The organism is Magnetospirillum aberrantis SpK (genome assembly GCF_011022235.1).
Classification (GTDB): domain Bacteria; phylum Pseudomonadota; class Alphaproteobacteria; order Rhodospirillales; family Magnetospirillaceae; genus Magnetospirillum; species Magnetospirillum aberrantis.
In genome coordinates, this window is the sequence record NZ_JAAIYP010000034.1 from 45594 (window position 1) to 67747 (window position 22154).

At 64.2% G+C, this 22154-nt stretch carries 15 protein-coding genes; 6 read left to right on the plus strand and 9 right to left on the minus strand.

Going from position 1 to position 22154, the window contains the following annotated elements; translation table 11 throughout:
• Positions 1-82: 82 nt before the first annotated feature.
• The 7 genes from G4223_RS06505 to icmF all read right to left on the minus strand — a co-directional run bounded on the left by G4223_RS06505 (position 83) and on the right by icmF (position 12924).
• Positions 83-715: a response regulator transcription factor gene (locus G4223_RS06505; RefSeq protein ID WP_163676761.1), complete on the minus strand. Its 633-nt coding sequence runs from the start codon at positions 713-715 to the stop codon at positions 83-85.
• The gene (locus G4223_RS06510) at positions 712-2454 is read right to left on the minus strand and encodes a sensor histidine kinase (protein WP_163676764.1); all 1743 of its coding nucleotides are present in this window, start codon (positions 2452-2454) and stop codon (positions 712-714) included. Before G4223_RS06510 ends, G4223_RS06505 begins: the two co-directional genes overlap by 4 nt.
• Positions 2455-2499: 45 nt before the next feature.
• On the minus strand, positions 2500-5691 hold the full coding sequence (locus tag G4223_RS06515) for an efflux RND transporter permease subunit (RefSeq protein WP_163676767.1): 3192 nt from the start codon (positions 5689-5691) through the stop codon (positions 2500-2502).
• A 12-nt stretch (positions 5692-5703) separates the two neighbouring features.
• Entirely contained in the window at positions 5704-6906 is a 1203-nt protein-coding gene (locus G4223_RS06520; RefSeq protein ID WP_163676770.1) for an efflux RND transporter periplasmic adaptor subunit, read from the minus strand.
• Between the two features lie 212 nt (positions 6907-7118).
• Entirely contained in the window at positions 7119-7748 is a 630-nt protein-coding gene (trhA, locus tag G4223_RS06525) for a PAQR family membrane homeostasis protein TrhA (RefSeq protein WP_163676772.1), read from the minus strand.
• Between the two features lie 124 nt (positions 7749-7872).
• On the minus strand, positions 7873-9564 hold the full coding sequence (locus tag G4223_RS06530; protein ID WP_163676775.1) for an AMP-binding protein: 1692 nt from the start codon (positions 9562-9564) through the stop codon (positions 7873-7875).
• Between the two features lie 114 nt (positions 9565-9678).
• Positions 9679-12924, minus strand: coding sequence for a fused isobutyryl-CoA mutase/GTPase IcmF (gene icmF, locus G4223_RS06535; protein ID WP_163676778.1), 3246 nt, complete (start codon positions 12922-12924; stop codon positions 9679-9681).
• Positions 12925-13138: 214 nt separating this feature from the next.
• Here icmF and G4223_RS06540 point away from each other — a divergent pair, with 214 nt between their 5' ends.
• Positions 13139-13687 (plus strand): hypothetical protein, encoded by a 549-nt coding sequence (locus G4223_RS06540; protein ID WP_163676781.1) that lies wholly within the window; start codon positions 13139-13141, stop codon positions 13685-13687.
• 1 nt (position 13688) lies between these two features.
• On the opposite strand, the gene G4223_RS06545 is transcribed toward G4223_RS06540, so the two are convergent.
• On the minus strand, positions 13689-14498 hold the full coding sequence (locus G4223_RS06545; protein ID WP_163676784.1) for a ferritin-like domain-containing protein: 810 nt from the start codon (positions 14496-14498) through the stop codon (positions 13689-13691).
• 224 nt (positions 14499-14722) lie between these two features.
• On the opposite strand from G4223_RS06545, the gene G4223_RS06550 reads away from it, so the two are divergent.
• The 5 genes from G4223_RS06550 to qhpR all read left to right on the plus strand — a co-directional run bounded on the left by G4223_RS06550 (position 14723) and on the right by qhpR (position 21617).
• Complete coding sequence (locus G4223_RS06550; RefSeq protein WP_163676786.1) at positions 14723-16687, plus strand: methyl-accepting chemotaxis protein; 1965 nt, start codon at positions 14723-14725, stop codon at positions 16685-16687.
• A 170-nt stretch (positions 16688-16857) separates the two neighbouring features.
• Positions 16858-18246 carry an ethanolamine ammonia-lyase subunit EutB gene (locus G4223_RS06555; RefSeq protein ID WP_163676789.1) on the plus strand — a complete coding sequence of 463 codons (1389 nt, stop codon included), beginning with the start codon at positions 16858-16860 and terminating at the stop codon, positions 18244-18246.
• Entirely contained in the window at positions 18243-19025 is a 783-nt protein-coding gene (gene eutC / locus G4223_RS06560; protein ID WP_163676792.1) for an ethanolamine ammonia-lyase subunit EutC, read from the plus strand. The genes G4223_RS06555 and eutC overlap by 4 nt, the downstream gene beginning before the upstream one ends.
• 3 nt (positions 19026-19028) lie before the next feature.
• On the plus strand, positions 19029-20435 hold the full coding sequence (gene eat, locus G4223_RS06565) for an ethanolamine permease (RefSeq protein ID WP_163676794.1): 1407 nt from the start codon (positions 19029-19031) through the stop codon (positions 20433-20435).
• 99 nt (positions 20436-20534) lie between these two features.
• Entirely contained in the window at positions 20535-21617 is a 1083-nt protein-coding gene (gene qhpR / locus G4223_RS06570; RefSeq protein WP_163676796.1) for an AraC-like transcriptional regulator QhpR, read from the plus strand.
• Positions 21618-21626: 9 nt separating this feature from the next.
• Here the strand turns inward: qhpR and G4223_RS06575 are convergent, their stop codons facing one another.
• The gene (locus tag G4223_RS06575; RefSeq protein WP_163676798.1) at positions 21627-22088 is read right to left on the minus strand and encodes a peroxiredoxin; all 462 of its coding nucleotides are present in this window, start codon (positions 22086-22088) and stop codon (positions 21627-21629) included.
• Between the last annotated feature and the right edge of the window lie 66 nt (positions 22089-22154).

Consider the following 22154-nt stretch of genomic DNA (forward strand, 5'->3'; position numbering starts at 1 on the left):
TTGCAGTCCTATGCCGCAAGGCTAGGCTCATGCCCTGTCCGTCGGTATTGGGGTTACCCCGAAAAGGGGGGTAGGGTTTACCCTATGCCGTCGCCATCAGCATGCGGGTCAGGTCGGCGACGGAATCGGCCTGCATCTTTTCCATCACATGGGCACGGTGGACCTCGACCGTCTTGATGGAAATATCCAGTTCGAAGGCGATGACCTTGTTGGGCTTGCCCTGAACCACCAACGCCATGACGTCTTTTTCCCTCTGGGTCAGGGTATCGACGCGGCGTTGAACCGCCTGGGCGGCGGCGGCGCGGCCACAGATGTCGCGGCTGCGGTTAAGGGCGCGTTCCACCTGCTCCAACAGCACCTCGTCATTGCACGGCTTTTCCAGGAAATGCACCGCGCCGTCGCTCATGGCCTGGACCGCCATGGGGATGTCGCCATGTCCCGACAGGAAGACGATGCCCAAGGTCTCGCCGGCTCGGTTGAGCAGGGCTTGCAACTCCAGCCCGCTCATCCCCGGCATGCGGACGTCCAGCACGACACAGCCGGGCTTTCCGGGCTTGCGGGCGGCCAGGAAAGCTTCGGCCGAGGGATGGCATTCCACCGGGACGCCCAGCGATTTCAGCAGAAAGGCCAGGGAATGGCGGATGGCTTCGTCGTCGTCCACCACATGAATGGTGGGAACGCACGGATCGGGGGAACCGCAGTTGCCGCAATTCATGAAGCGTCCTCCCTGAGACGGGGCAGGGTGAAATGGAAGCAAGCGCCGTCCGGGCCGCTTTCCGCCCACAGACGGCCGCCATGGGCTTCGACGAAGCCGCGCGACAGGGAAAGCCCCAGGCCCAACCCCTCGGGTTTGGTGGTGAAGAACGGCTCGAACAGATGGGCCAGCGCCTCGGCGCTGAGACCGGGGCCGCTGTCGGCGACGCTGAGCCTGACGCGCTCGGCGTCGCCCCAGGTGCTGACGGTGATGCGGCGGTCGTCGCGCCCGGCCATGGCGTCGGCGGCGTTCTGCAACAGGTTCAGCACCACCTGTTCCATCTGCACCCGGTCGGCACGGACCATGCCCAAGCCATCGGCCAAAAAGGCGGAGACGGTGACGCCGCGCCGCGCCGCAATGGCCTGGAACAGGCCCAGCGCCTCGCGCACGGGATCGTTGAGGTCAAGAATGTGCGGTTCGGGGACGCGCTTGCGGACAAAGGCCCGCATGCGCCGCACGATGCCGGCGGCGCGTTCGGCCTGGGTGGCGATCTGGCCGATTCCTTCGGCAACGCCCTCGGGATCGGTGTGGGCGGTCAGGCGGCGCTGGCAGCCGTTGGCATAATTGGCGATAGCGGCCAGCGGCTGGTTGATTTCATGGGCCAGGCTGGACGCCATTTCCCCCAGCAACGCCAGCCGGGCTCCGTGTTCCATTTCGTCGCGCCGCCGCCGGGCCTCTTCGTGCGCGGCTTTCAGTTCCTCGGTGCGGCGGCGCACCAGAACCTCGACACGGGCGACGTGGATCAGCCACCACAGCGCGGCCAACGCGGCGAACGCCAGGAACGGCCAGTAGTCGCGGGCCATCTGTCCCAGGCTGCGATGACGCAGATATTCGTAGGGGCCGATCTTGAGCGCGCGGAACAGTTCGTGCACTGGTTGGTAATCCACCGGCACCGTCCAGGCATGGCCGTCGCGAACCGGCATGGTCAGCAACGCCACCGCCACCCGTTTCGCCAGGGCGTCCGGTGTGTGGGCCAGTTTGGCGAAGGGCCAGTCGGGATAGGAGCGGGTCGAGGTCAAGCAACCGCCACCCGGCGGAATGCGGCCGTCGAGCACGCGGAAATCCTCGGCCCTGAGCTTGCCTTCGGCGGCCATCTGCTCCAACAGGCAGGCGCGCACGATGCCGGCGTCGGCGGCGCCCGACGCTACTGCCTCGACCACACGTTCGATGGGAAAGCCCAGGAAATCGACGCCGCTGGTGTCGTCGAACGGATCGATGCCGATCTCGGCCATTTCCCGCCAGGCGACGCGAAAGCCGCCGAACGCCTCGGGCGCCACCGCCGCCAAACGGGTGCCGCGCAAATCGGCCAGACGGCGCAGGTCGGTTCGCGAGGCCCGCACGACCACCGCCGAGGCGACATTGCGTGCCGTCACCGTTTCGGCCGAGGCGGCCAGACTGGCGATGCGAATGATGCCCTCGGCGGCTTCGAGTTCGACGTAATGGCCGGGATTGGTAATGACGAAATCCACCGTTTCGTCACGGACGGCCCCGGCCAGCCCGTCAAGGTCCAACGGCACGGCCCGCAGGGCATATTCGGGCAAATTGGCGCCCAAATGGCGCAACGTGGGCTCCCATTCGGCTTCCGCCCGTTCGGCGCCGCGAAAGGCCAGGATTCCGATGCGCAGCTCGGACGGTTCCGCCCGCGCGAGTACGGGCAGCAGGCACAACGCCACAAGGATCAGCAGGCGGCCAAGAAGCATGTCCTCTTGATAGCCTGCTTTCCCTTACGCGTCATGGGTAAAGGCCTATTCCCCGGCCTCGGCGGTCTCGGGGTGGGGGAAGCGTGGTTTCTTCGGGTGCTTTTCGAACCACCGGGCCACGGCGGCACGGACCACCACATAGAAGACCGGGGTGAACAGCAGGCCGAACAAGGTCACGCCCAGCATGCCGAAGAACACCGCTGTTCCCAAGGACTGGCGCATTTCGGCGCCGGGGCCGATGCCGATCACCAAGGGCAGCACACCCAGGATGAAGGCCAAAGACGTCATCAGGATGGGGCGCAGGCGGGTACGGGCGGCGTGAACGGCGGCGTCCACCCGGTTCATGCCTTCGACTTCGGCCTGACGGGCGAATTCAACGATCAGGATGGCGTTTTTCGCCGCCAATCCGATCAGCACGATGAAGCCGATCTGGCCCAGGATGTCGATGGGCATGCCCCGCACCATCAACCCCGAGACGGCGGCCAACAGGCACATGGGAACGATCAGCACCACGGCCAAGGGCAGCGACCAGCTTTCGTACTGTGCCGCCAGCACCAGGAAGACGAACACCACGGACGCCACGAACACCAGCATGCCGTGGTTGCCGGCCAGGATTTCCTGAAGCGCGAGTTCGGTCCATTCGAAACCGAAGCCCACCGGCAGGCGTTCGTCGGCCAGCTTCTTCATCTGTTCCAGCGCATAGCCCGACGACACGCTGGGGATGGTCGATCCCTGAAGCTCGGCCGCCGGATACAGGTTGTAGCGCGGCACGCGATGGGGGCCGGTGTCGTAACGGAACGACGCCACCGACCCGATCGGCACCATCAGGCCCTTGTCGTTGCGCACCTTGAACTGAGAGATGTCGGCGATGTCGTCGCGGAACTGTGCATCGGCCTGGGCGGTGACACGGTAGGTGCGGCCCAGGAAGTTGAACTCGTTGACAAAGGACGACCCCAGGAAGATCTGCAACGCCTCGTTCACCCGTTCGGCCGGCACGCCCAGCATCTGGGCGCGGACCCGGTCGATGTCGGCGTAGACGTTGGGGGTGCGGGTGTTGAACAAGGTGAAGACGCCGACCAGTCCGGGCACCTTGTTGGCGGCCATCATCATGTCCACGGTGGCTTCCTCGAGCGCGCGGGAACCGGCGCCGACCTTGTCCTGGATCATCATCTTGAAGCCGCCGGCGTTGCCGATGCCGCGCACCGGCGGCGGTTCGATGGCCATGATCAGGCCGTCCTGGATGGCGCCGTAACGTTTGGTCAGCTCGGCCTTGATGCGGGCGGCGGTCAGCCCTTGCTTGGCGCGTTCCTCGTGCGGGGCCAGGATGACGAAGATGGCGCCCGCATTGGGGGCGTTGGTGAAGGTGGCGGCGTCAAGGCCGGCGATGGGCACGGCGTGCACCACGCCCGGCGTCGCCAGCGCGGTTTCCACCACCCGGCGCATGACCTTGTCGGTCCGCATCAGGGACGAACCAGCCGGCAACTGGATGACGTTGATCAGGTATCCCTGGTCCTGGGTGGGGATGAAGCCCTTGGGCGTGGTGGCGAACTGGTAACCGGCCAGACCGATCAGGCCGCCATAGACCACCAGCATCATCACCGCCAGCCGCACCACCCGCCGGGTCAGGCCGCCATAGCCGCCCGACAGGCGGTCGAACAGCCGGTTGAAACCCTGGAAGAACAAGATGACCGGCCGGGCAAGCGGCGAGGCGGTCTCGTGGTCGTGCACGGTGTGCGGCTTGAACAGCAGCGCGCACAAGGCCGGCGACAGGGTCAACGACACGATCAGCGAGATCACCGTCGAGGCGGCGATGGTCACCGCGAACTGGCGGAAGAAAGCGCCCGAGATGCCGGGAATGAAGGCGGCGGGAATGAACACCGCGCACAGCACCAGGGCGATGGAAATCAGTGCCGAGCCGGTCTCGTCCATGGTGACGTGGGCGGCGTTTCGTGGCGTCATGCCTTCGCGGATGTTGCGCTCGACGTTTTCCACCACGACGATGGCGTCGTCGACCACGATACCGACCGCCAGGACCAGCCCGAACAGCGACAGGTTGTTGAGCGAATAGCCCATGGCCGACAGCACGGCGAAGGTGCCGACCAGCGACACCGGAATCGCCACCACCGGCACGACCGAAGCCCGCCAGGTCTGAAGGAACAGCACCACCACCACGATCACCAGCAGAACGGCCTCGAAGATGGTCTCGTTCACCGCATCGACCGAGGCGGCGATGAATTCCGTGGGGTTGTAGATGACGTCGTACTTGACGCCTTCGGGGAACGACTTGGACAACTCGCGCATCTTGGCGAGCACCAGTTCCGAAGTGTCGAGCGCGTTGGAACCGGGACGTTGGAACACGCCGATGGGGGCGGCGCCCTTGGTGTCAAGGTAACCGTTGACGCTGTAATCCAGCGCCCCCAATTCGACACGGGCGATATCCTTGACACGGGTGACGCGGCCTTCACCGTCTGTCTTGACGATGACGTTGGCGAACTGGGCCGGGTCCACCAATCGTCCCTGGGTCTGGACGTTGAACTGGAACGCGCCCTGTTCCGGCATGGGGGGCGCCCCCAAGGTGCCTGCGGCCACCTGGACGTTCTGGGCCTGAAGCGCCTTGATCACCTCGCCGGCAGTCAGGTTGCGGGCCGCGACCTTGGTCGGGTCCAGCCACACGCGCATGGAATAGTCGCGGGCACCGAAAACGCGGACGTCGCCGACGCCATCCAGACGCAAGAGGTGGTCCACCACCTGAAGGGTGGCGTAGTTGGAAAGGTAGATCTGATCGCGCGACCCGTCTGGGGAGTACAGGTGCACCACCATCAGCATGTCGGGCGAATTCTTGGTCACCGTCACGCCGATGCGCTTGACGTCGTCGGGAAGACGCGCGGTGGCGATGGCGACGCGGTTCTGCACCAGCACCTGGGCGGTGTCCAGATTGGTGCCCAGGCTGAAGGTCACCGTGATCTTGAGGTTGCCGTCCGCCGTCGCCTGGCTGTTCATGTACAGCATGTTCTCGACGCCGTTGATCTGCTGCTCAAGCGGTGTCGCCACGGTGTCGGCCACCACCTGGGCCGAGGCGCCGGGATAGCTGGCGCTGACCACGATGGTCGGCGGCGTGATCTCGGGATATTGGGCCACCGGCAGCGCGAAATAGGCGATGCCGCCGATGATGGTGATCAACAGCGACACCACGGTCGCGAAGATCGGCCGGTCGATGAAGAAATGCGACAGCTTCATGGTGGCCGGTCCTTATTTGCCAGCCGGGGCGGCTGGTGCCTCGATCTGGCCGGGGACCGGCGTCACCTTGGCGCCGGGGCGGGCCCGCATCAGACCGTTGATGATGATCTGCTCGTCGCCGGTCAGGCCCGAACGGATGGCCCGCAGACCATCCGACAGCGTCCCCAACACCACCGGTCGCGGCGCCACGGTGCCGTCGGCGGTGACGGTCATGACGATCTTGCGGCTTTGATCGGTCATGATCGCCGAATCGGGCAGCATCAGCGCCTCGTACGGTGCCGAGGCAGGCAGGCGCACGCGGCCGAAGCTGCCCGGCACGACGCGCCCATCGGGATTGTTCAGGGTGACGCGGGCGCGGATGGTGCCGGAATTGGCGTCGACCTGATTGTCGATGAAGGTCAGGTTTCCCTGGTGCGGCCAGCCGCTTTCGTCCATCAGCCGCAGGCTGACCGGAACGGCCAGATCGGCGCCGCTGACGCGGCCATGGGTGTTCTGGAACGCCAGGAAATCGGCCTCGCTGAGGTCGAAGCTGAAATAAAGCGGGTCCTGGGACACGATGGTCGTCAACAAGGTACCCGAACCCGAAGCGCTGCCGGCACTCACCAGGTTGCCAATGCTGATGTTGCGCGCACTGATGCGGCCGGTGATGGGCGAGGTGATCCGGGTGAATTCCAGGTTCAACTCGGCCTCGCGCACGGCGGCCTGGGCGGCGGTTTGGCCGGCGCCGGCGGTGCGCGATTCCGCCTCGCGCTGATCCAGCAGGCTTTGCGCCAGGAAGTCGCGCTTTTGCAATTCGCCGGCCCGGTTCAACTGACGGCTGGCGTAGTCTTTGCTGGCTACCGCCTGGGTCACCTTGGAGCGCGCCGACACCAGGGCGATTTCATAGGGGCGGGGGTCGATGACGAACAGCAGGTCACCCTTGTTGACCATCTGGCCGTCGGTGAAATGGATTTCCGTCAGGTAGCCGCCGACGCGCGCCCGCAATTCCACATAGTCGATCGGGGTGAACTGGCCGGTGAATTCGCTCCATTCGGTGACCTGGCGCTTGAGCGGCTGGGCCACGGTCACCGGCGGGCCACCCTGGGGGCCGCCCTGCGCCGTTGGCGCGCTCTTGCCGCCACTCTTGAACGAATAGATGCCGGCACCGATGCCAAGGGCCACGACCGCCGCCAACACCAACAGGGAAACAGGGAATTTGCGCGTGTCTTGGGCCATGACGGTCGTCCGGGTGGATGGGGCTGAGGATGTGCAGAAAGCAAAACGCCCCGGCGGCCGGGGCCATGTCGGGACGTCTGACCGTCTGACGGTCAGAACTATACTGAACGGTTTGGTTTTATCGTTGACGCCGGGGCTGGGTCAAGGACGCAGAAAGTGGTCGGTGCAAGGCGAGGGGTAAATTCCCTCTGGGTTGCATCTTTAGCTGGCGTTCAGACGAATTCACCGGCGATGGCGGCGAAATGGCAGATCGCGGCGGCCAGTACGCAGGCATGCCAAGCCGCGTTATGGAAACGCATCCGATGGGCAAGGTGCAGCGGGACGCCCAAGGTGTAAAGGCCACCGCCCACCAACAGCAAGATCAGGGTGCGTGCGGCAAGGGAATCCACCAAGGGGCCGAATCCCAGCACCAGCGCCCAGCCCAATGCCAGATAAAGGGCCAGCGACAGCTTTTCGAAGCGGCGAGGGAAAATCAGTTTCAGCACCACTCCGGCCAGGGCGCCGGTCCACACCACGCCGCCCAACAGGGCGGCGGTGCTGCCGTGCAGGCGCAGCACCACGAAGGGGGTGTAGCTGCCGGCGATCATCACGAAGATCATGGCGTGGTCGACGCGGCGCCACCATTCCTTGGCCGGCCCGCTCCATAGATTATAGGCGGCCGAGGCCCCCAGCATGGCCGCCAATCCGGCGCCATAGGTGATCAGGGCGAAGCCGCGGTCCATGGACAAGCCCTGGGCCACCAGAAAACCGACGGCCCCCAGTGCAAACAGCAATCCAAGGATATGGACGATTCCGTCGGCCCATTTCTCGGCGGTGGTGAAAACCGGAAAGCCGTGAGTCATGCCGCCCCCTTGATTGAACGGTAATTATGTTGGGATAAACAGGGCTGGTTGCAATGGGGGGGCATACGAAAGAAAAGGCCCGCCGACCTTGCGGTGGCGGGCCTTGGGGTGACGGGACGCGAGGTCAGGCGGTGACTTCGGCGAAGTCTTCCTCGAAATATTCGCCTTCGACCCGGATACCCTGGTTGCGGCGCTGTTCCTCGATGCGCTTGAGCTCGACACGACGGATCTTGCCCGAGATGGTCTTGGGCAGGTCCGAAATCTCGATACGGCGGACGCGCTTGTAGGGCGCCAGCGTCGCGCGGATGTGCTTGAAGATATCCATGGCCAACTCGCGCGAGGGTTCGAAGCCGGCACGCAGCACCAGGAACGCCTTCGGCACCGCCAGACGCACCGGATCGGGGCTGGGCACCACGGCGGCTTCGGCGATGGCCGGGTGCTCGATCAGCGCGCTTTCCAGTTCGAACGGGCTGATACGGTAGTCGGACGCCTTGAACACGTCGTCGGCGCGGCCGACATAGGTGATGTAGCCGTCTGCATCGATGCAGGCCACGTCGCCGCAATGATAGTGTCCGGCCCGCATCAGGCTCTTGGTCTTTTCCGGGTCGTCCTTGTAGCCCTGCATCAGGCCCAGCGGACGCGGATCGAGCGCTAGCGAGATCTCGCCTTCCTCGGTCTTGTTGTCGTCGGAATCGAGCAACGCCACCGTGTAACCCGGCATGGGGCGACCCATGGAGCCTTCCTTGACCAACTGGCCCGGCGGGTTGCCGATCTGGCAGGTGGTCTCGGTCTGGCCGTAGCCGTCGCGGATGGTGATGCCCCAAGCCGACTTGACGCGGTCGATGACCTCGGGGTTCAGGGGTTCCCCGGCGCCGACCAACTCGCGGATCTTGACCGGATAGGACGCCAGATCCTCTTGGATCAGCATGCGCCACACGGTCGGCGGCGCGCACAGCGAGGTGATGGAGCAGCGGACGATGACGTCCAGCATGGACTTGGCCGAGAAGCGGCCGTAATTGTAGACGAACACGGTGGCGCCGGCGTTCCACGGCGCGAAGAAGTTGGACCACGCATGCTTGGCCCAGCCCGGCGAGCTGATGTTCAGGTGGATGTCACCCGGTTGCAGGCCGATCCAGTACATGGTGGACAGGTGGCCGACCGGATAGGACTGATAGGAATGGGCCACCAGCTTGGGCTTGGCCGTGGTGCCCGAGGTGAAGTAGAGCAGCAAGGTGTCGTCGACCTTGGTCTCGCCCTCGGGGGTGAACTCGGCGCTGGCTTTGTAGGCCTCGTCGAAACTGGTCCAGCCGTCATGGGTGCCACCCACCACGATCTTGGTGAACTGGTTGTCCAGCGCGTCGAACTTGACGGTCTGGTCGGCCCCGGCGACGACATGGGCGGCGCCACCGCGTTCGAAGCGGTCCTTGAGGTCTTCGGTGACCAACAGGGTGGTGGCGGGAATGATCACCGCCCCCAACTTGATGCAGGCCAGCATGGTTTCCCACAGTGGCACCACGTTGTTCAGCATCATCAGTACCACGTCGCCGCGCTTCACCCCCTGGGCGCGCAGGAAATTGGCGACCTGGTTGGAGCGCGCCGACAATTCGGCGAAGCTCAGCTTGATCTCGCTGTTGTCGTCAACCAGCCACAGCGCCGGCTTGTGGTTGTCCTTGGCCATGACGTCGAAATAATCGAGCGCCCAGTTGAAGTTGGACAATTGCGGCCAGCGGAAGTCGCGGTAGGCGGTGGCATAGTCGGTGCGATGGGCGAGCAGGAAGTCGCGAGCCTTGAGAAAAGACTGAAGATCAGCGGACATGTTTTCTCCCCCTGAGGCGGGTGGTGTGGCGGAACGGGAGCTTGACGCTCTCTTGCTCGGCGGGTTTCACCCCGCCGGCCAGGACGGTCGGCGGGGCAAGACCGGGATAAATGGTTACATGTTGCGGCGGTATTGACCGCCGACCTCGTACAGCGCGCCGGTGATCTGGCCGAGCGAGCAGCAGCGCACGGCGTCCATCAGGACGGCGAACATGTTTTCATTGTTGATGGCGGCCTGTTGCAGCCGGTGCAGCATGTCTGGCGCCACCTCGGCGTTGCGGGCGTGGAAGTCGCGCAGCCGCTTCAACTGGCTTTGCTTTTCCTCGTCGGTGGAACGCTGCAACTCGATCTCGGCTTCCTCGGGCGGATTGGGATTGAGGAAGGTGTTGACGCCGATGATCGGATAGCTGCCGTCGTGCTTCTTGTGTTCGTAATAAAGCGATTCGTCTTGGATCTTGCCGCGCTGGTAACCGGTCTCCATGGCCCCCAGCACGCCGCCGCGTTCGGCGATGCGCTCGAATTCCTGGAGCACGGCTTCTTCCACCAGATCGGTCAATTCTTCCAGGAAGAACGAACCCTGGTTGGGGTTCTCGTTCTTGGCGACGCCCCATTCACGGTTGATGATCATTTGAATGGCGACGGCGCGGCGCACCGATTCGGCGGTCGGCGTGGTGTACGCCTCGTCATGGGCGTTGGTATGCAGGCTGTTGCAATTGTCGTAGATGGCGATCAACGCCTGCAACGTGGTGCGGATGTCGTTGAAGTCCACTTCCTGGGCGTGCAGCGAACGGCCCGAGGTCTGGACGTGGTATTTCAGCTTCTGCGACCGCTCGTTGGCGCCGTACTTGTCGCGCATGGCCACCGCCCAGATGCGGCGGGCGACGCGGCCGATCACCGAATATTCCGGGTCCATGCCGTTCGAGAAGAAGAACGACAGGTTGGGCGCGAAATCGTCGATGTGCATGCCGCGCGCCAGGTACGATTCCACGTAGGTGAAACCGTTGGCCAGCGTGAAGGCGAGCTGCGAGATGGGGTTGGCGCCGGCTTCGGCGATGTGGTAGCCGGAAATCGAGACGGAATAGAAGTTCCGCACCCGGTTGTGGACGAAGTATTCCTGGATGTCGCCCATCAGCTTGAGCGCGAAATCGGTCGAGAAGATACAGGTGTTCTGGCCCTGGTCTTCCTTGAGGATGTCGGCCTGGACGGTGCCGCGCACGCTTTCCAGGGTCCATTCCTTGATCTTCGCCACTTCGTCGTCGGTCGGCTGGCGGCCGTTGTCACGCTCGAACTTCTCGATCTGCTGGTCGATGGCGGTGTTGAAGAACAGCGCCAGGATCACCGGCGCCGGGCCGTTGATGGTCATCGACACCGAGGTTGACGGCGCACACAGGTCGAAACCCGAATACAGCACCTTCATGTCGTCCAAGGTGGCGATGGAAACGCCGGAATTGCCGATCTTGCCATAGATGTCCGGGCGTTCGTCCGGGTCACAGCCGTACAGCGTGACCGAGTCGAAGGCGGTGGACAGGCGGGTCGCGGCGCTGTCCTTGCTCAACAGCTTGAAGCGGGCGTTGGTGCGGAAGGCGTCGCCTTCGCCCGCGAACATGCGGGTCGGGTCCTCGTTCTCGCGCTTGAAGGCGAAAACGCCGGCGGTGAACGGGAAGGAACCGGGCAGGTTCTCCTTGAGCAGCCAGCGCAGCAACTCGCCATGATCCTGGAACGGCGGCAGCACCACCTTCTTGATCTTGGTGCCCGACAGCGATTCGGAAACGATGGTGGATCGAATTTCCTTGTCGCGGATCTTCACCACATATTCGTCACCGGCGTAGCTTTCCTTGACCTTGGGCCAGATCTCCAACAGCTTTTTGGCGCCGTGGTCCAACTTGCCCTGGCGTTGTTCGATCAGCGTGTCGATCTCGCCCACCTGACAGCCACAGGTCTTGTCCAGCATGTCCTTGGTGGCGGAAAGCTGCTGAAGCTCGCGGGCGGTCTGGGCCTGCTTGGCGGAATGGGTGTGGTAGCCGCGCACGGAATCGGCGATTTCCGCCAGATAACGCACGCGGGCCGGCGGCACGATGGCCGTGCCGGCGGTCGAGGCGTTGGAAGCCGGCCGGGCCAGGGTGGACTCACCCATGGCGAAACCCTTGGCGACCAGCGCGTCGAGCAGGCCGAGATACAGCGCGGTCACCCCGTCGTCGTTGAAGCGCGAGGCGATGGTGCCGTAGACCGGCATGGTGTCGGGCGACTGGGCAAAGGCGTTGCGGTTGCGCTGAACCTGCTTGCGCACGTCGCGCAGCGCGTCCTGGCCGCCCTTGCGGTCGAACTTGTTGATGGCCACCACGTCGGCGTGATCGAGCATGTCGATCTTTTCCAACTGGCTGGCCGCGCCGAATTCCGGGGTCATGACATAGAGCGACAGGTCGCCCAGTTCGGCGACGGCGGAATCGGCCTGGCCGATGCCGGGGGTCTCAACGATCACCAGATCGAAACCGGCGGCCTTGCACAGGTCGACGATGGCCGGCACATGCGGCGGCACCTCGGATCCGGCCGAACGGGTGGCCAGCGAGCGCATGTAAACCGGACCGTTGACGGCGTTCATGCGGATGCGGTCGCCCAGCAGCGCGCCCCCGGTCTTGCGCTTGGAAGGATCGACGGCGATGACCGCGATCTTGAAATCGGGCTTGTCGATGCGGAAACGGCGGATCAGTTCGTCGGTCAGCGACGACTTGCCGGCACCACCGGTGCCGGTGATGCCCAGCACGGGCACCGACCGGACGGCGGCGGCCTGAACGATGGCCTGGCGCAGCTCGGCGCCAAGCTTGTCGTTTTCAAGCGCCGAGATCAGGCGCGACAGCTTTTGGCGGTCGGGGGCGTCGATGCCTTCCAGGCTGGGCGGCAGGCTTTCGGTGACGTCGAAATCGGTGCGTTCGATGACGTCGGCGATCATGCCTTGCAGGCCCAGACGCTGGCCGTCCTCGGGCGAATAGATGCGTTCGACGCCATAGGCTTCGAGTTCGCGGATCTCGGGCACGACGATCACGCCGCCGCCGCCGCCGAACACCCGCACATGGCCGGCGCCACGCTGGCGCAACAGGTCGATCATGTACTTGAAGAACTCGATATGGCCGCCCTGATACGAGCTGATGGCGATACCCTGGACGTCTTCCTGCACGGCGGCGGTGACGATTTCCTCGACCGAGCGGTTGTGGCCGAGGTGGATGACCTCGACGCCGCCTTGTTGCAGCAACCGGCGCATGATGTTGATGGACGCGTCGTGTCCGTCGAACAGGCTGGTGGCGGTAACGAAGCGGATCTTGTTGGTGGGCTTGACGCTGACCTTGTTATCGTTGCCGTCGGGCATGGACCTTCCCTCAACCTTGCTTATAGGGTTGAGCGAAGCCTAGCGTTTCCGCCGCCTACGAATCGATGTCGGGAGAACCCAACATGGTTGAGCGGATTTGCCATATTGCACTGCAACGCGCGATGGTGGGCACACACTTGGCGGCGGCGGGGGCGGGACGCTATCATGGGGGCGCCGGCCCAAAGCGACAGCGGCCGGGCGAGGGAGTGCACGCATGCCGTTCGCGGTTCAATCCTGTCTGGACGTGGTCTTTTGGTTTTCCGACCGGGCGTTGAACGACCGGGAATACATCCAGCCGCAAAAGCTGCATCGGCTGATGTTCCTGGCCCAGGCTTATTATTCCGTGGCCTATCCGGGGCGGAAACTGATGCCGGCGACCTTTGTCACCGACACTTTGGGGCCGATCGAGCCCACCGTCTTCCACGTCTTCGCCTATGGCCGTCCGCACATGGTCGAGGCGAATCCCATCGCCGATCCGGTGGCCCATTTCCTGGACGGGATATGGCGCCGTTTCGGCCAGTACAGCGCGGATCAGCTCAACAAGAAGCTGGCCGAGCACGCTCCGGTGGCCGCTGCCGTCGCCAAGGGGCTGGGCGAGGAAATTCCGCTGGCCGCCATGGTCAAATATTACGGCAGCGAGGTGGCCAGCCGCCGTGGCGGCGGGCCGGCGCCAGCCGTCGATCAAGTGGTGAAGCCGCGCCTGATGCGCTCGCAAAACGGCAAGGCGGTGGCGGTCAAGTCCTGGACACCTGGGAAAAAATAGATCAACGCGCCAGCGGTTCGTACCAGTCACGTGGGAAAGCAGCTTCGGCGCGGGCGGGGTGATTGAACGGCGCCTTGAGGCCACCGGGGAAGCGCTCGCCGATCAGCCGATGATATTCTGAACGGCCGTCAAGGCCGCGCTTGGCCGCCAGATGGACAAACCAGCGGTAGCCGGCGGCCACATGGCGGATCTCATCGTGGTAGATGACGTCCAGGGCCGGCGGCGTGACGGTGTCGCCGTTGCGGGTCAGCCGTTCCATGGTTACTGGGGTCGTGTCCAACCCACGCGCTTCCAGGGTCATCGGCACCACCGCCAGGCGCGCCATCAGGTCGTCGGCGGTCTTTTCCGCCGCTTGCCACAAGCCGTCATGGGCCGGCAGATCGCCATAGGTCGCTCCCAGGCTGGCCAGCAATTCCTGCAACATCTCGAAATGAACCGCCTCGTCCAGCGCCACCTGAACCCAATCGTCCAGGAACGCCTTCGGCATCTGTTCGTGCGGGAAGCGACAAACGATGTCCCAAGCCAGATCGATGGCGTTCAGCTCGATGTGGGCAAGGGCATGCAACAGGCCGATGCGCCCACGCTCGCCACCGTAAGCACGCTTGGGCATCTCTTTCGGCGGCAGCAATTGCGGACGAGAGGGGCGGGCCGGGCGGTCGGGCGGCAAGGTGCCGCCAGTCTCGGTCACGCGGTCGGCGAACCAGTCGGCGGCCAGGACGCGGGTGAGGCGGCATTTTTCCACGCAATCCGCATTTGCCAGGATGGCGGCTGCGGATTGGGTCAGGGTGGCGGGGTTGTTTGCGGTCGTCATGGCCGCACCTTGAGAGTCTTCGTGCGGAATGGCAAGCCCCGATGATGGCGTGTTGGTGTGTGGCTTGTCATAAGTTGTTGTCTTTTTTTATTGTTATCGTCAATGGATGTCTTTTGTCGTTTAATATATCATCCAGAGGTATGAGGTGAAGTACCCTTAAGTGGATGTGTTTATTTTGACTGATGATGTTATTTCTACATTGTGGCATTCGTGGAGCACCGGGCATGGCGTCCTATTTCTCGAACTTGTCGATCAAGGCGCGGATCGGTGGCCTGACGGCTTTGTCGGTCGTCGCCTTGGTGGCGGTTCTGGCCATCTTCGTTACGGCCAACCTGTTCCTTTCCCATGCTCAGGACAATGCCGACCGGTTCAAGGCCATCGCCGAAGCCGGTCGGGATCTGCGCATTGCCGCGCTGGAAATGCGGCGTGGGGAAAAGGATTTCCTGTTGCGTCGCCAGTTGTCTCACGTCGATCAGACGCGTCAGGCTTTGGCGCGGGCCGGCGAACAGTTGCGGGTGCTTTCCAGCCTGGACCGCGAAGGAGGGCTGAGCGGTGATCTGGACATCTTGCGCCAGGGTCTGGCCCGTTATGGAGCCGCCCTGGACCAGATGGCCGCGGACGAGGTCGCCAAGGGGCTGACCCACGAGGACGGAAGTTCCGGCGCGTTGCGCAAGGTCATCCATAAGGTCGAGGCGTCGATCGCCCGTTTGGGCAATGCGCCGGCCATGGTGTTGATGCTGACCATGCGCCGCCACGAAAAGGATTACATGCTGCGTGGCGACCCCGCCTACATCGACAAGGCGCGTGCCACCCATGCGGCGTTGCAGGCGGAAATCCGCCGTCTACCCTTGGGTGCGGCGGAGATGGCCGAGGCGGAAGGGCAAGTGAACGCCTATCTGGCGGCGCTCGAGGATTATCTGGCTGCCGATGTGGCGACCAGTAAGGCGCAGAAGACCTTGAGCGAGAGTTTTTCTGCCCTGGTCCCGACGTTCACCTCGCTTGAAGACCATGCCGCCACGCATGAACGTGAGGCGCAAGAGGAACTTGCGGTTATCCGGTCGCGCGCCGAGACGCTGTCGGCGGTTCTGGCGTTCCTGGTGTCGGCGGTCATGGTGGGGATCGCGGTGGTGGTCAGCCGTTCCGTGGTTGGCCCCCTTGGTGCCATGACGTCGATCATGGAGCGCATGGCCCGCGGCGAACGTGGCATGGCCATTCCTTACAGCGACCGGAGCAACGAAATAGGCGGCATGGCCCGCTCGGTCGAAGTGTTTCACCAGGGGTTGGTTCAGGCTGAAACGCTGGCGGCCGAAGCGGCGGAACGTCAGCGCGGCGACCTGGAGCGGGCGGAACGGCGCGCCCATTTGACCGCCGCTTTCGAACAGGCGGTTGGCCGGGTTCTGGGTGAGGTTGGCAACGCCGTTCACATTCTGACTGAAACGGCGCTGACGTTGCATCGTTCGGCGGCACAAACCGCCGAGCAAAGCGTGGCGGTGTCCACGGCCGCCGAGGAATCGTCGTCCAACGTTCAGGCCGTGGCCGGTGCTACCGAGGAATTGGGGGCTTCGACCCATGAAATCAGCCGCCGAGTTCACGAAACGCGCGGCATTTCGCAAGAGGCGGTGGCCGGGATCGGCGAAGCGTCAGCCATGGTCGGTGCGCTCAATCAGACGGCGTCGCAAATCGGTCAGGTGGTCAAGTTGATCAGTGACATCGCCGCCCAGACCAATCTTTTGGCCCTTAACGCCACCATCGAGGCGGCCCGCGCCGGTGACGCCGGCAAAGGCTTCGCCGTGGTGGCTGGCGAGGTCAAGAATCTCGCGACCCAAACCGGCAAGGCCACGGAAGAGATTTCCAGCCTGATCGCCAACGTTCAGACAAGCACCCATCAGGTGGTGGGAACCATCGGTTCCGTGCACGGCGTGGTCGGGTCGGTCGACCAGGTGGTCGCCAGCATCGCGGCCGCCATCGAGGAACAAACCGCCGCCACCGGTGAAATCGCCCGCAACGTTCAAGAGGCGGCAAGCGGCAACGCCTTGGTCACCGTCAGCATTTCCGGCGTGTCGCAACTGGCGTCGCAGACTGGTGAGATGGCGGACAGAATGCAGGGTGTCGCCAATGATTTGGGGCGTGAAATCAAAGGATTGCGGTCTGAAGTTGAGGGCTTCCTGCAACAGGTCAACGCCTTATAGGCAAGGTGTCTGGCGCTATCTTCCGGGTTGTCGATGAAAGTGGGGTTGCGTCGATTGCGTTAAAAATAGGCATAAACGATTTGTGATTAAAGTTTGTGCTGTAATGTCAACTGCCCGCCGATGAAGCGGGGCATAATCGGGCCATCCTGCCACTGCGTCATGGATCGCCCGTGTCCCGTTTCTTCGCCACCTTGGGGCAGACCCGCCATTCTTTCGACAGCCTTTCCCAGGTCATGGCCTGCGCCTCGCCGCGCCGGTCGGGGGACGAACTGGCGGGTCTGGCTGCGCAAAACGACGAACAGCGTGTCGCCGCCCGCCGGGTCCTGGCTGACTTGCCGTTGGCTGTGTTCCTGGACGAACCGCTGGTACCTTATGAAAGCGACGAAGTCACCCGGCTGATCTGCGACAGCCATGACGCAGGCGCCTTCGCGCCAGTCGCATCCTTCACCATCGGCGAATTCCGCGACTGGCTGCTGTCCTATGCCGCAGACAGTGCCGCCCTGGCGCGGTTGGCGCCCGGCCTGACGCCGGAAATGGTCGCTGCGGTCAGCAAGCTGATGCGCAACCAGGACCTTATCGCCGTGGCCTCAAAGGCCCGCGTGGTCACCGCCTTTCGCACCACCATCGGCCTTCAGGGACGGTTGGCCAGCCGGTTGCAGCCCAACCACCCCACCGACGACCCGACCGGCATCGCCGCCTCGACGCTGGACGGTTTGTTGTTCGGCATGGGGGACGCGGTGATCGGTATCAATCCCGCCACCGACAGTGTCGCCGCCAGCACTACTTTGTTGCATCTGTTGGACGAGGTGCGCGAGCGTTTCGCCATTCCGACGCAATCGTGCGTGCTGACACACGTCACCAATTCCATCCAGGCCATCGAACAAGGCGCGCCGGTGGATCTGGTGTTCCAGTCCATCGCCGGAACCGAGGCGGCGAACGCCGGTTTCGGTGTGTCGCTGTCGATTCTGGCCGAGGCCCGCGACGCGGCCTTGTCGCTGAAGCGCGGCACGGTTGGCGACAACGTCATGTATTTCGAGACCGGGCAGGGGGCGGCGCTGTCGGCCGACGCCCACCATGGTCTGGATCAACAGACCGTCGAAGCCCGCGCCTATGGCGTGGCCCGCGCCTTTTCTCCGCTGCTGGTCAACACCGTGGTCGGCTTCATCGGGCCGGAATACCTCTACGATTCCAAACAGATCATCCGTGCCGGCCTGGAAGACCATTTCTGCGGCAAGTTGCTGGGCGTGCCCATGGGCGTGGACGTCTGTTACACCAACCACGCCGAGGCCGACCAGGACGACATGGACGCACTGGCGACCTTGCTGGCGGTGGCCGGGGTCAATTTCCTGATCGGCGTGCCTGGCGCCGACGACGTCATGCTTAATTACCAAAGCCTGTCGTACCACGACATCCTGGGGCTGCGGCATCAACTGGGCCTGCGGCCGGCGCCGGAATTCGAATCCTGGCTGGATCGCATGGGCATGGTGGATTCGGCGGGCCGTCTGGCTCCGCCCGAGCCGCTGGTGCGCCGGCTTCTGACGTCGGAGGCCGGACGATGAACACCGTCACTCCCCTTGATCCCTGGGCCCGTTTCCGCGCCGCCACCCGCGCCCGCATCGGCCTGGGTCGGGCCGGCGACGCGCTGCCCACGCCGGCCTTGCTGGATTTCCAGGCGGCCCACGCCAAGGCGCGCGACGCCGTGCACGGTGCGGTCGATTTCGACGCCCTGGCCGCCGCTTTTCCCGGCCGCGAGGTGGTGAACGTGCAAAGCGCCGCCGCCGACCGCGTCACCTATCTGCGTCGCCCCGATCTGGGCCGCCGGTTGGAGGATGGCTGCCGGGCGTCATTGGAAAAGGGCGATTACGACATCGCCTTCGTGGTCGCCGACGGTTTGTCGGCGGCGGCGGTCGCCGACCATGCGGCGGCATTGCTCAACGCCTGCCTGGACCGGCTTTCGGGGTGGCGGGTGGCGCCTGTCGTGCTGGCTCGCCAGGGACGGGTGGCGTTGGGCGACGACATCGGCGCTGCCCTGGGCGCACGCATGGTGGCGGTGCTGATCGGCGAACGTCCCGGTCTCAGTGTCGCCAATTCCCTGGGCGTCTACCTCACTTGGGACCCGCGCCCTGGCCGGCGCGATTCCGAACGCAACTGCATTTCCAATATTCACGCCGACGGGTTGGACATCGACGGTGCCGCGAAGCGGCTGACCGGTTTGATGGCCGAGGCCCGGCGGATTCGCGCAACTGGCATCACCCTGAAAGAGGACGCGGTGCGGCTGGAGGGGCCTGGGGGGCCTTCCGACGCACTCGTCGCGGATCAGCGAGGACAGGAGGCATAACGCATGTCCGATACTAGCAAGAGCACCTTGAAGAAAGGCTTGAGCGGCCTGCACCTGTGGGGCATCGCCGTCGGTCTGGTCATTTCCGGCGAATATTTCGGCTGGAGTTACGGCTGGGCCCAGGCCGGGACCCTGGGTTTCCTGGCGACCACCATCCTGGTGGCCGTCATGTACACCACCTTCATCTTCAGCTTCACCGAGCTGACGACGGCCATTCCCCATGCCGGCGGCCCGTTCGCTTATTCCTATCGCGCCTTCGGGCCGCTGGGCGGCTTCATCGCCGGGTTCGCCACGCTGGTCGAGTTCGTGTTCGCGCCGCCGGCCATCTCTCTGGCCATCGGCGCCTATCTGAACGTCCAGTTCCCGGCGCTCGATCCCAAGCTGGCGGCGGTTGGCGCCTATGTGTTGTTCATGGGATTGAACATCGCCGGCGTCACCATCGCCGCCACTTTCGAATTGTTCGTCACCGTTCTGGCGATCATCGAGCTTCTGGTGTTCATGGGCGTGGTTTCGCCCGGCTTCTCGTGGGACAATTTCGTCGCCAAGGGCTGGTCCGGCGAGGAAGGGTTCTCGCTGGTCGCGTTGGGTGGCATCTTCGCCGCCATTCCCTTCGCCATCTGGTTCTTCCTGGCCATCGAGGGCGCCGCCATGGCGGCCGAGGAAGCCAAGGAACCCAAGCGCACCATCCCGCGGGCCTATGTTGCCGGCATCCTGACCCTGGTGGTGCTGGCCTTCGGCACCATGATCTTCGCCGGCGGCGTCGGCGACTGGAACGCGCTCAGCAATATCAACGACCCGCTGCCCCAGGCGATGAAGGCGGTGGTCGGCGAAAGCAGCGGCTGGCTGCACATGCTGGTGTGGATCGGCCTGTTCGGCCTGATCGCTTCGTTCCACGGCATCATCATGGGCTATTCCCGCCAGATTTTCGCCCTGGCCCGCGCCGGCTTCCTGCCGCCCGCTTTGGCCAGCGTCCACCCCAAGACCAAGACCCCGGTATGGGCCATCCTGGCCGGTGGCGTGGTCGGCATCGCCGCCATCTTCTCGGATGAACTGATCCAGATCGGCGGCCTGCCGTTGACCGCCAACATCGTCACCATGTCGGTGTTTGGCGCCATCGTCATGTACATCATGAGCATGCTGAGTCTGTTCCGCCTGCGTCGGACCGAGCCGGCGCTGGAGCGTCCGTTCAAGGCGCCGGGCTTCCCGGTGGTGCCGGCGGTGGCCCTGGGCACGGCGGTTATCTGCCTTGCGGCCATGATCTATTACAACCAGCTGGTGTTCGCCTTGTTCGTCGGGCTGTTCGCCGTGGCTTGGCTGTTCTACCGCTTCACCGCCGATCTGCGGGAAGCGGCCGAGGATGACGATCTGCTGGAACTGGCGCAGATGGAAGCCCGTTCCATGGCCGACTGAATGGCCTGATGTGACCAACAAGGCCGTCACCGCAAGGTGGCGGCCTTTGCGGTATGGGATTTGCAACAAAACATGCCAGGACGGTGTCAGGAGGCCTTCATGGTAAGCGCCCGATCAAGAATTGAGCAAAATGGTCGGACCAGTTGCCCGATTTCGGGGCAACGCAACATCCTGGCCGCCGCCGCCAATGGTGTCCGCAGCTTCATCGCCGGCCAGGGCGGTGACGCGGACATGGTGTTCACCCGCGTCGGTGTGGACGAACGTCGTCTGGGTGATCCCAAGCTGGCCCTCGATCTTGGTGCCTATGTGGGCATGATGGAGGAGGCGGCGATCCAGACCGGCAACGACAACTTCGGATTGTGGTACGGTCAGCAGTTCAGGCCCGCCATGCTGGGGCTGATCGGCGAGGTAGCCCTGGCGTCGCCGACGCTGGGGGCGGCGGTCGCCAATCTGGCCGAGCTGTTTCCCTATCACCAGCAAGCCACCGAAACCCGTCTGGTCCGCGACGGCGACCTGTTGCGGCTGGAATACCGCATCCTGGACGGTGCCATTCTGGCACGGCGTCAGGATGCGGAACTGACCATGGGTATGTTCGCCAACGTTTTCCGCTATTGTCTTGGTGCCGATTGGACTCCCGAGGAAGTCCATTGCGAACACCCCCGCCCCGAAAGCTGGCGCGAACATGAACGCGCCTTTGACGCTCCGGTGCATTTCGGCCAGCACACCAACGCCGTGGTGTTCCGCGACCGCCACCTCGACCGCCCCATGCCGGGTGGCGACCTGGCACGGTTGACCCGGTTGCGTGACGAATTGATCCGGGTGGCGGGCGGCACCGGATCGCCGGGGTTCCTGGATCGGGTCAAGGGCGAGGTGCGTTCGCGCCTGCCCGACGGTACCGCCGGGGTGGAAGAGGTGGCCGAGGGGCTGGGGCTGGCGCGCTGGACCCTGCAACGCCGGCTGGCGGATGTGGGGCTCAGCTATTCCGACGTGGTCGAGGCGGTGCGCCGCGATCTGGCCTTCCTGCATCTGCGCCAGCCCCATGTGTCGGTGGCCGAGATCGGTTTCATGCTGGGCTATTCCGAAGTCAGCGCCTTCAGCCGGGCTTTCCGCCGCTGGACCGGTCAGTCGCCACAGACATACCGGGCCCCCCTGGCGTGTCGGGGCGAAACGGCGGAAAGCTGACGCAGGGCGTCACAACTCGTGCAGGGCGTCCAGGATGGCCTGGACGTGGCCGGAAACCTTGACCTTACGCCATTCCTTGACCACCACGCCGTTTTCGTCGATCAGGAAGGTCGAGCGCTCGATGCCCATGTACTTCTTGCCGTAATTGTTCTTTTCCTTCCACACCCCGAACGCCTCGCACAACGCACCGTCGCTGTCGCTGGCCAGCGGGAAGGGAAGGGAATGCTTGGCTCGGAATTTCTCGTGGCTGGCGATGGAATCCTTGGACACACCCAGGATTTCCGCCTTGTTGATGGTGAAGCGCAAGAATTCGTCGCGGAATTGGTGCGCTTCGGACGTGCAGCCCGAGGTGTCGTCCTTGGGATAGAAATACAAAACCAGCCGCTTGCCTTGGTAATCGCCAAGCGATCGCGGGCCTTCGTCGGTTTCGACGTTGAAGGCGGGGGCCGGCTGGCCGACGGTCACGGTCATCGCGTTATCCCTCTCATGGTTGGGGCCATTTGGGGTGCCCATCAGAGTTGTAAAACCTTGTGCACT

Excerpts from the sequence above, each read along its gene's own strand:
- G4223_RS06575 (WP_163676798.1), bottom strand. The coding sequence starts at position 22,088 with ATGACCGTGACCGTCGGCCAGCCGGCCCCCGCCTTCAACGTCGAAACC.
- eat (WP_163676794.1), top strand. The coding sequence starts at position 19,029 with ATGTCCGATACTAGCAAGAGCACCTTGAAGAAAGGCTTGAGCGGCCTG.
- G4223_RS06550 (WP_163676786.1), top strand. The coding sequence starts at position 14,723 with ATGGCGTCCTATTTCTCGAACTTGTCGATCAAGGCGCGGATCGGTGGC.
- icmF (WP_163676778.1), bottom strand. The coding sequence starts at position 12,924 with ATGCCCGACGGCAACGATAACAAGGTCAGCGTCAAGCCCACCAACAAG.
- G4223_RS06545 (WP_163676784.1), bottom strand. The coding sequence starts at position 14,498 with ATGACGACCGCAAACAACCCCGCCACCCTGACCCAATCCGCAGCCGCC.
- trhA (WP_163676772.1), bottom strand. The coding sequence starts at position 7,748 with ATGACTCACGGCTTTCCGGTTTTCACCACCGCCGAGAAATGGGCCGAC.
- qhpR (WP_163676796.1), top strand. The coding sequence starts at position 20,535 with ATGGTAAGCGCCCGATCAAGAATTGAGCAAAATGGTCGGACCAGTTGC.
- G4223_RS06520 (WP_163676770.1), bottom strand. The coding sequence starts at position 6,906 with ATGGCCCAAGACACGCGCAAATTCCCTGTTTCCCTGTTGGTGTTGGCG.
- G4223_RS06510 (WP_163676764.1), bottom strand. The coding sequence starts at position 2,454 with ATGCTTCTTGGCCGCCTGCTGATCCTTGTGGCGTTGTGCCTGCTGCCC.
- G4223_RS06540 (WP_163676781.1), top strand. The coding sequence starts at position 13,139 with ATGCCGTTCGCGGTTCAATCCTGTCTGGACGTGGTCTTTTGGTTTTCC.
- G4223_RS06515 (WP_163676767.1), bottom strand. The coding sequence starts at position 5,691 with ATGAAGCTGTCGCATTTCTTCATCGACCGGCCGATCTTCGCGACCGTG.
- G4223_RS06530 (WP_163676775.1), bottom strand. The coding sequence starts at position 9,564 with ATGTCCGCTGATCTTCAGTCTTTTCTCAAGGCTCGCGACTTCCTGCTC.
- G4223_RS06505 (WP_163676761.1), bottom strand. The coding sequence starts at position 715 with ATGAATTGCGGCAACTGCGGTTCCCCCGATCCGTGCGTTCCCACCATT.
- eutC (WP_163676792.1), top strand. The coding sequence starts at position 18,243 with ATGAACACCGTCACTCCCCTTGATCCCTGGGCCCGTTTCCGCGCCGCC.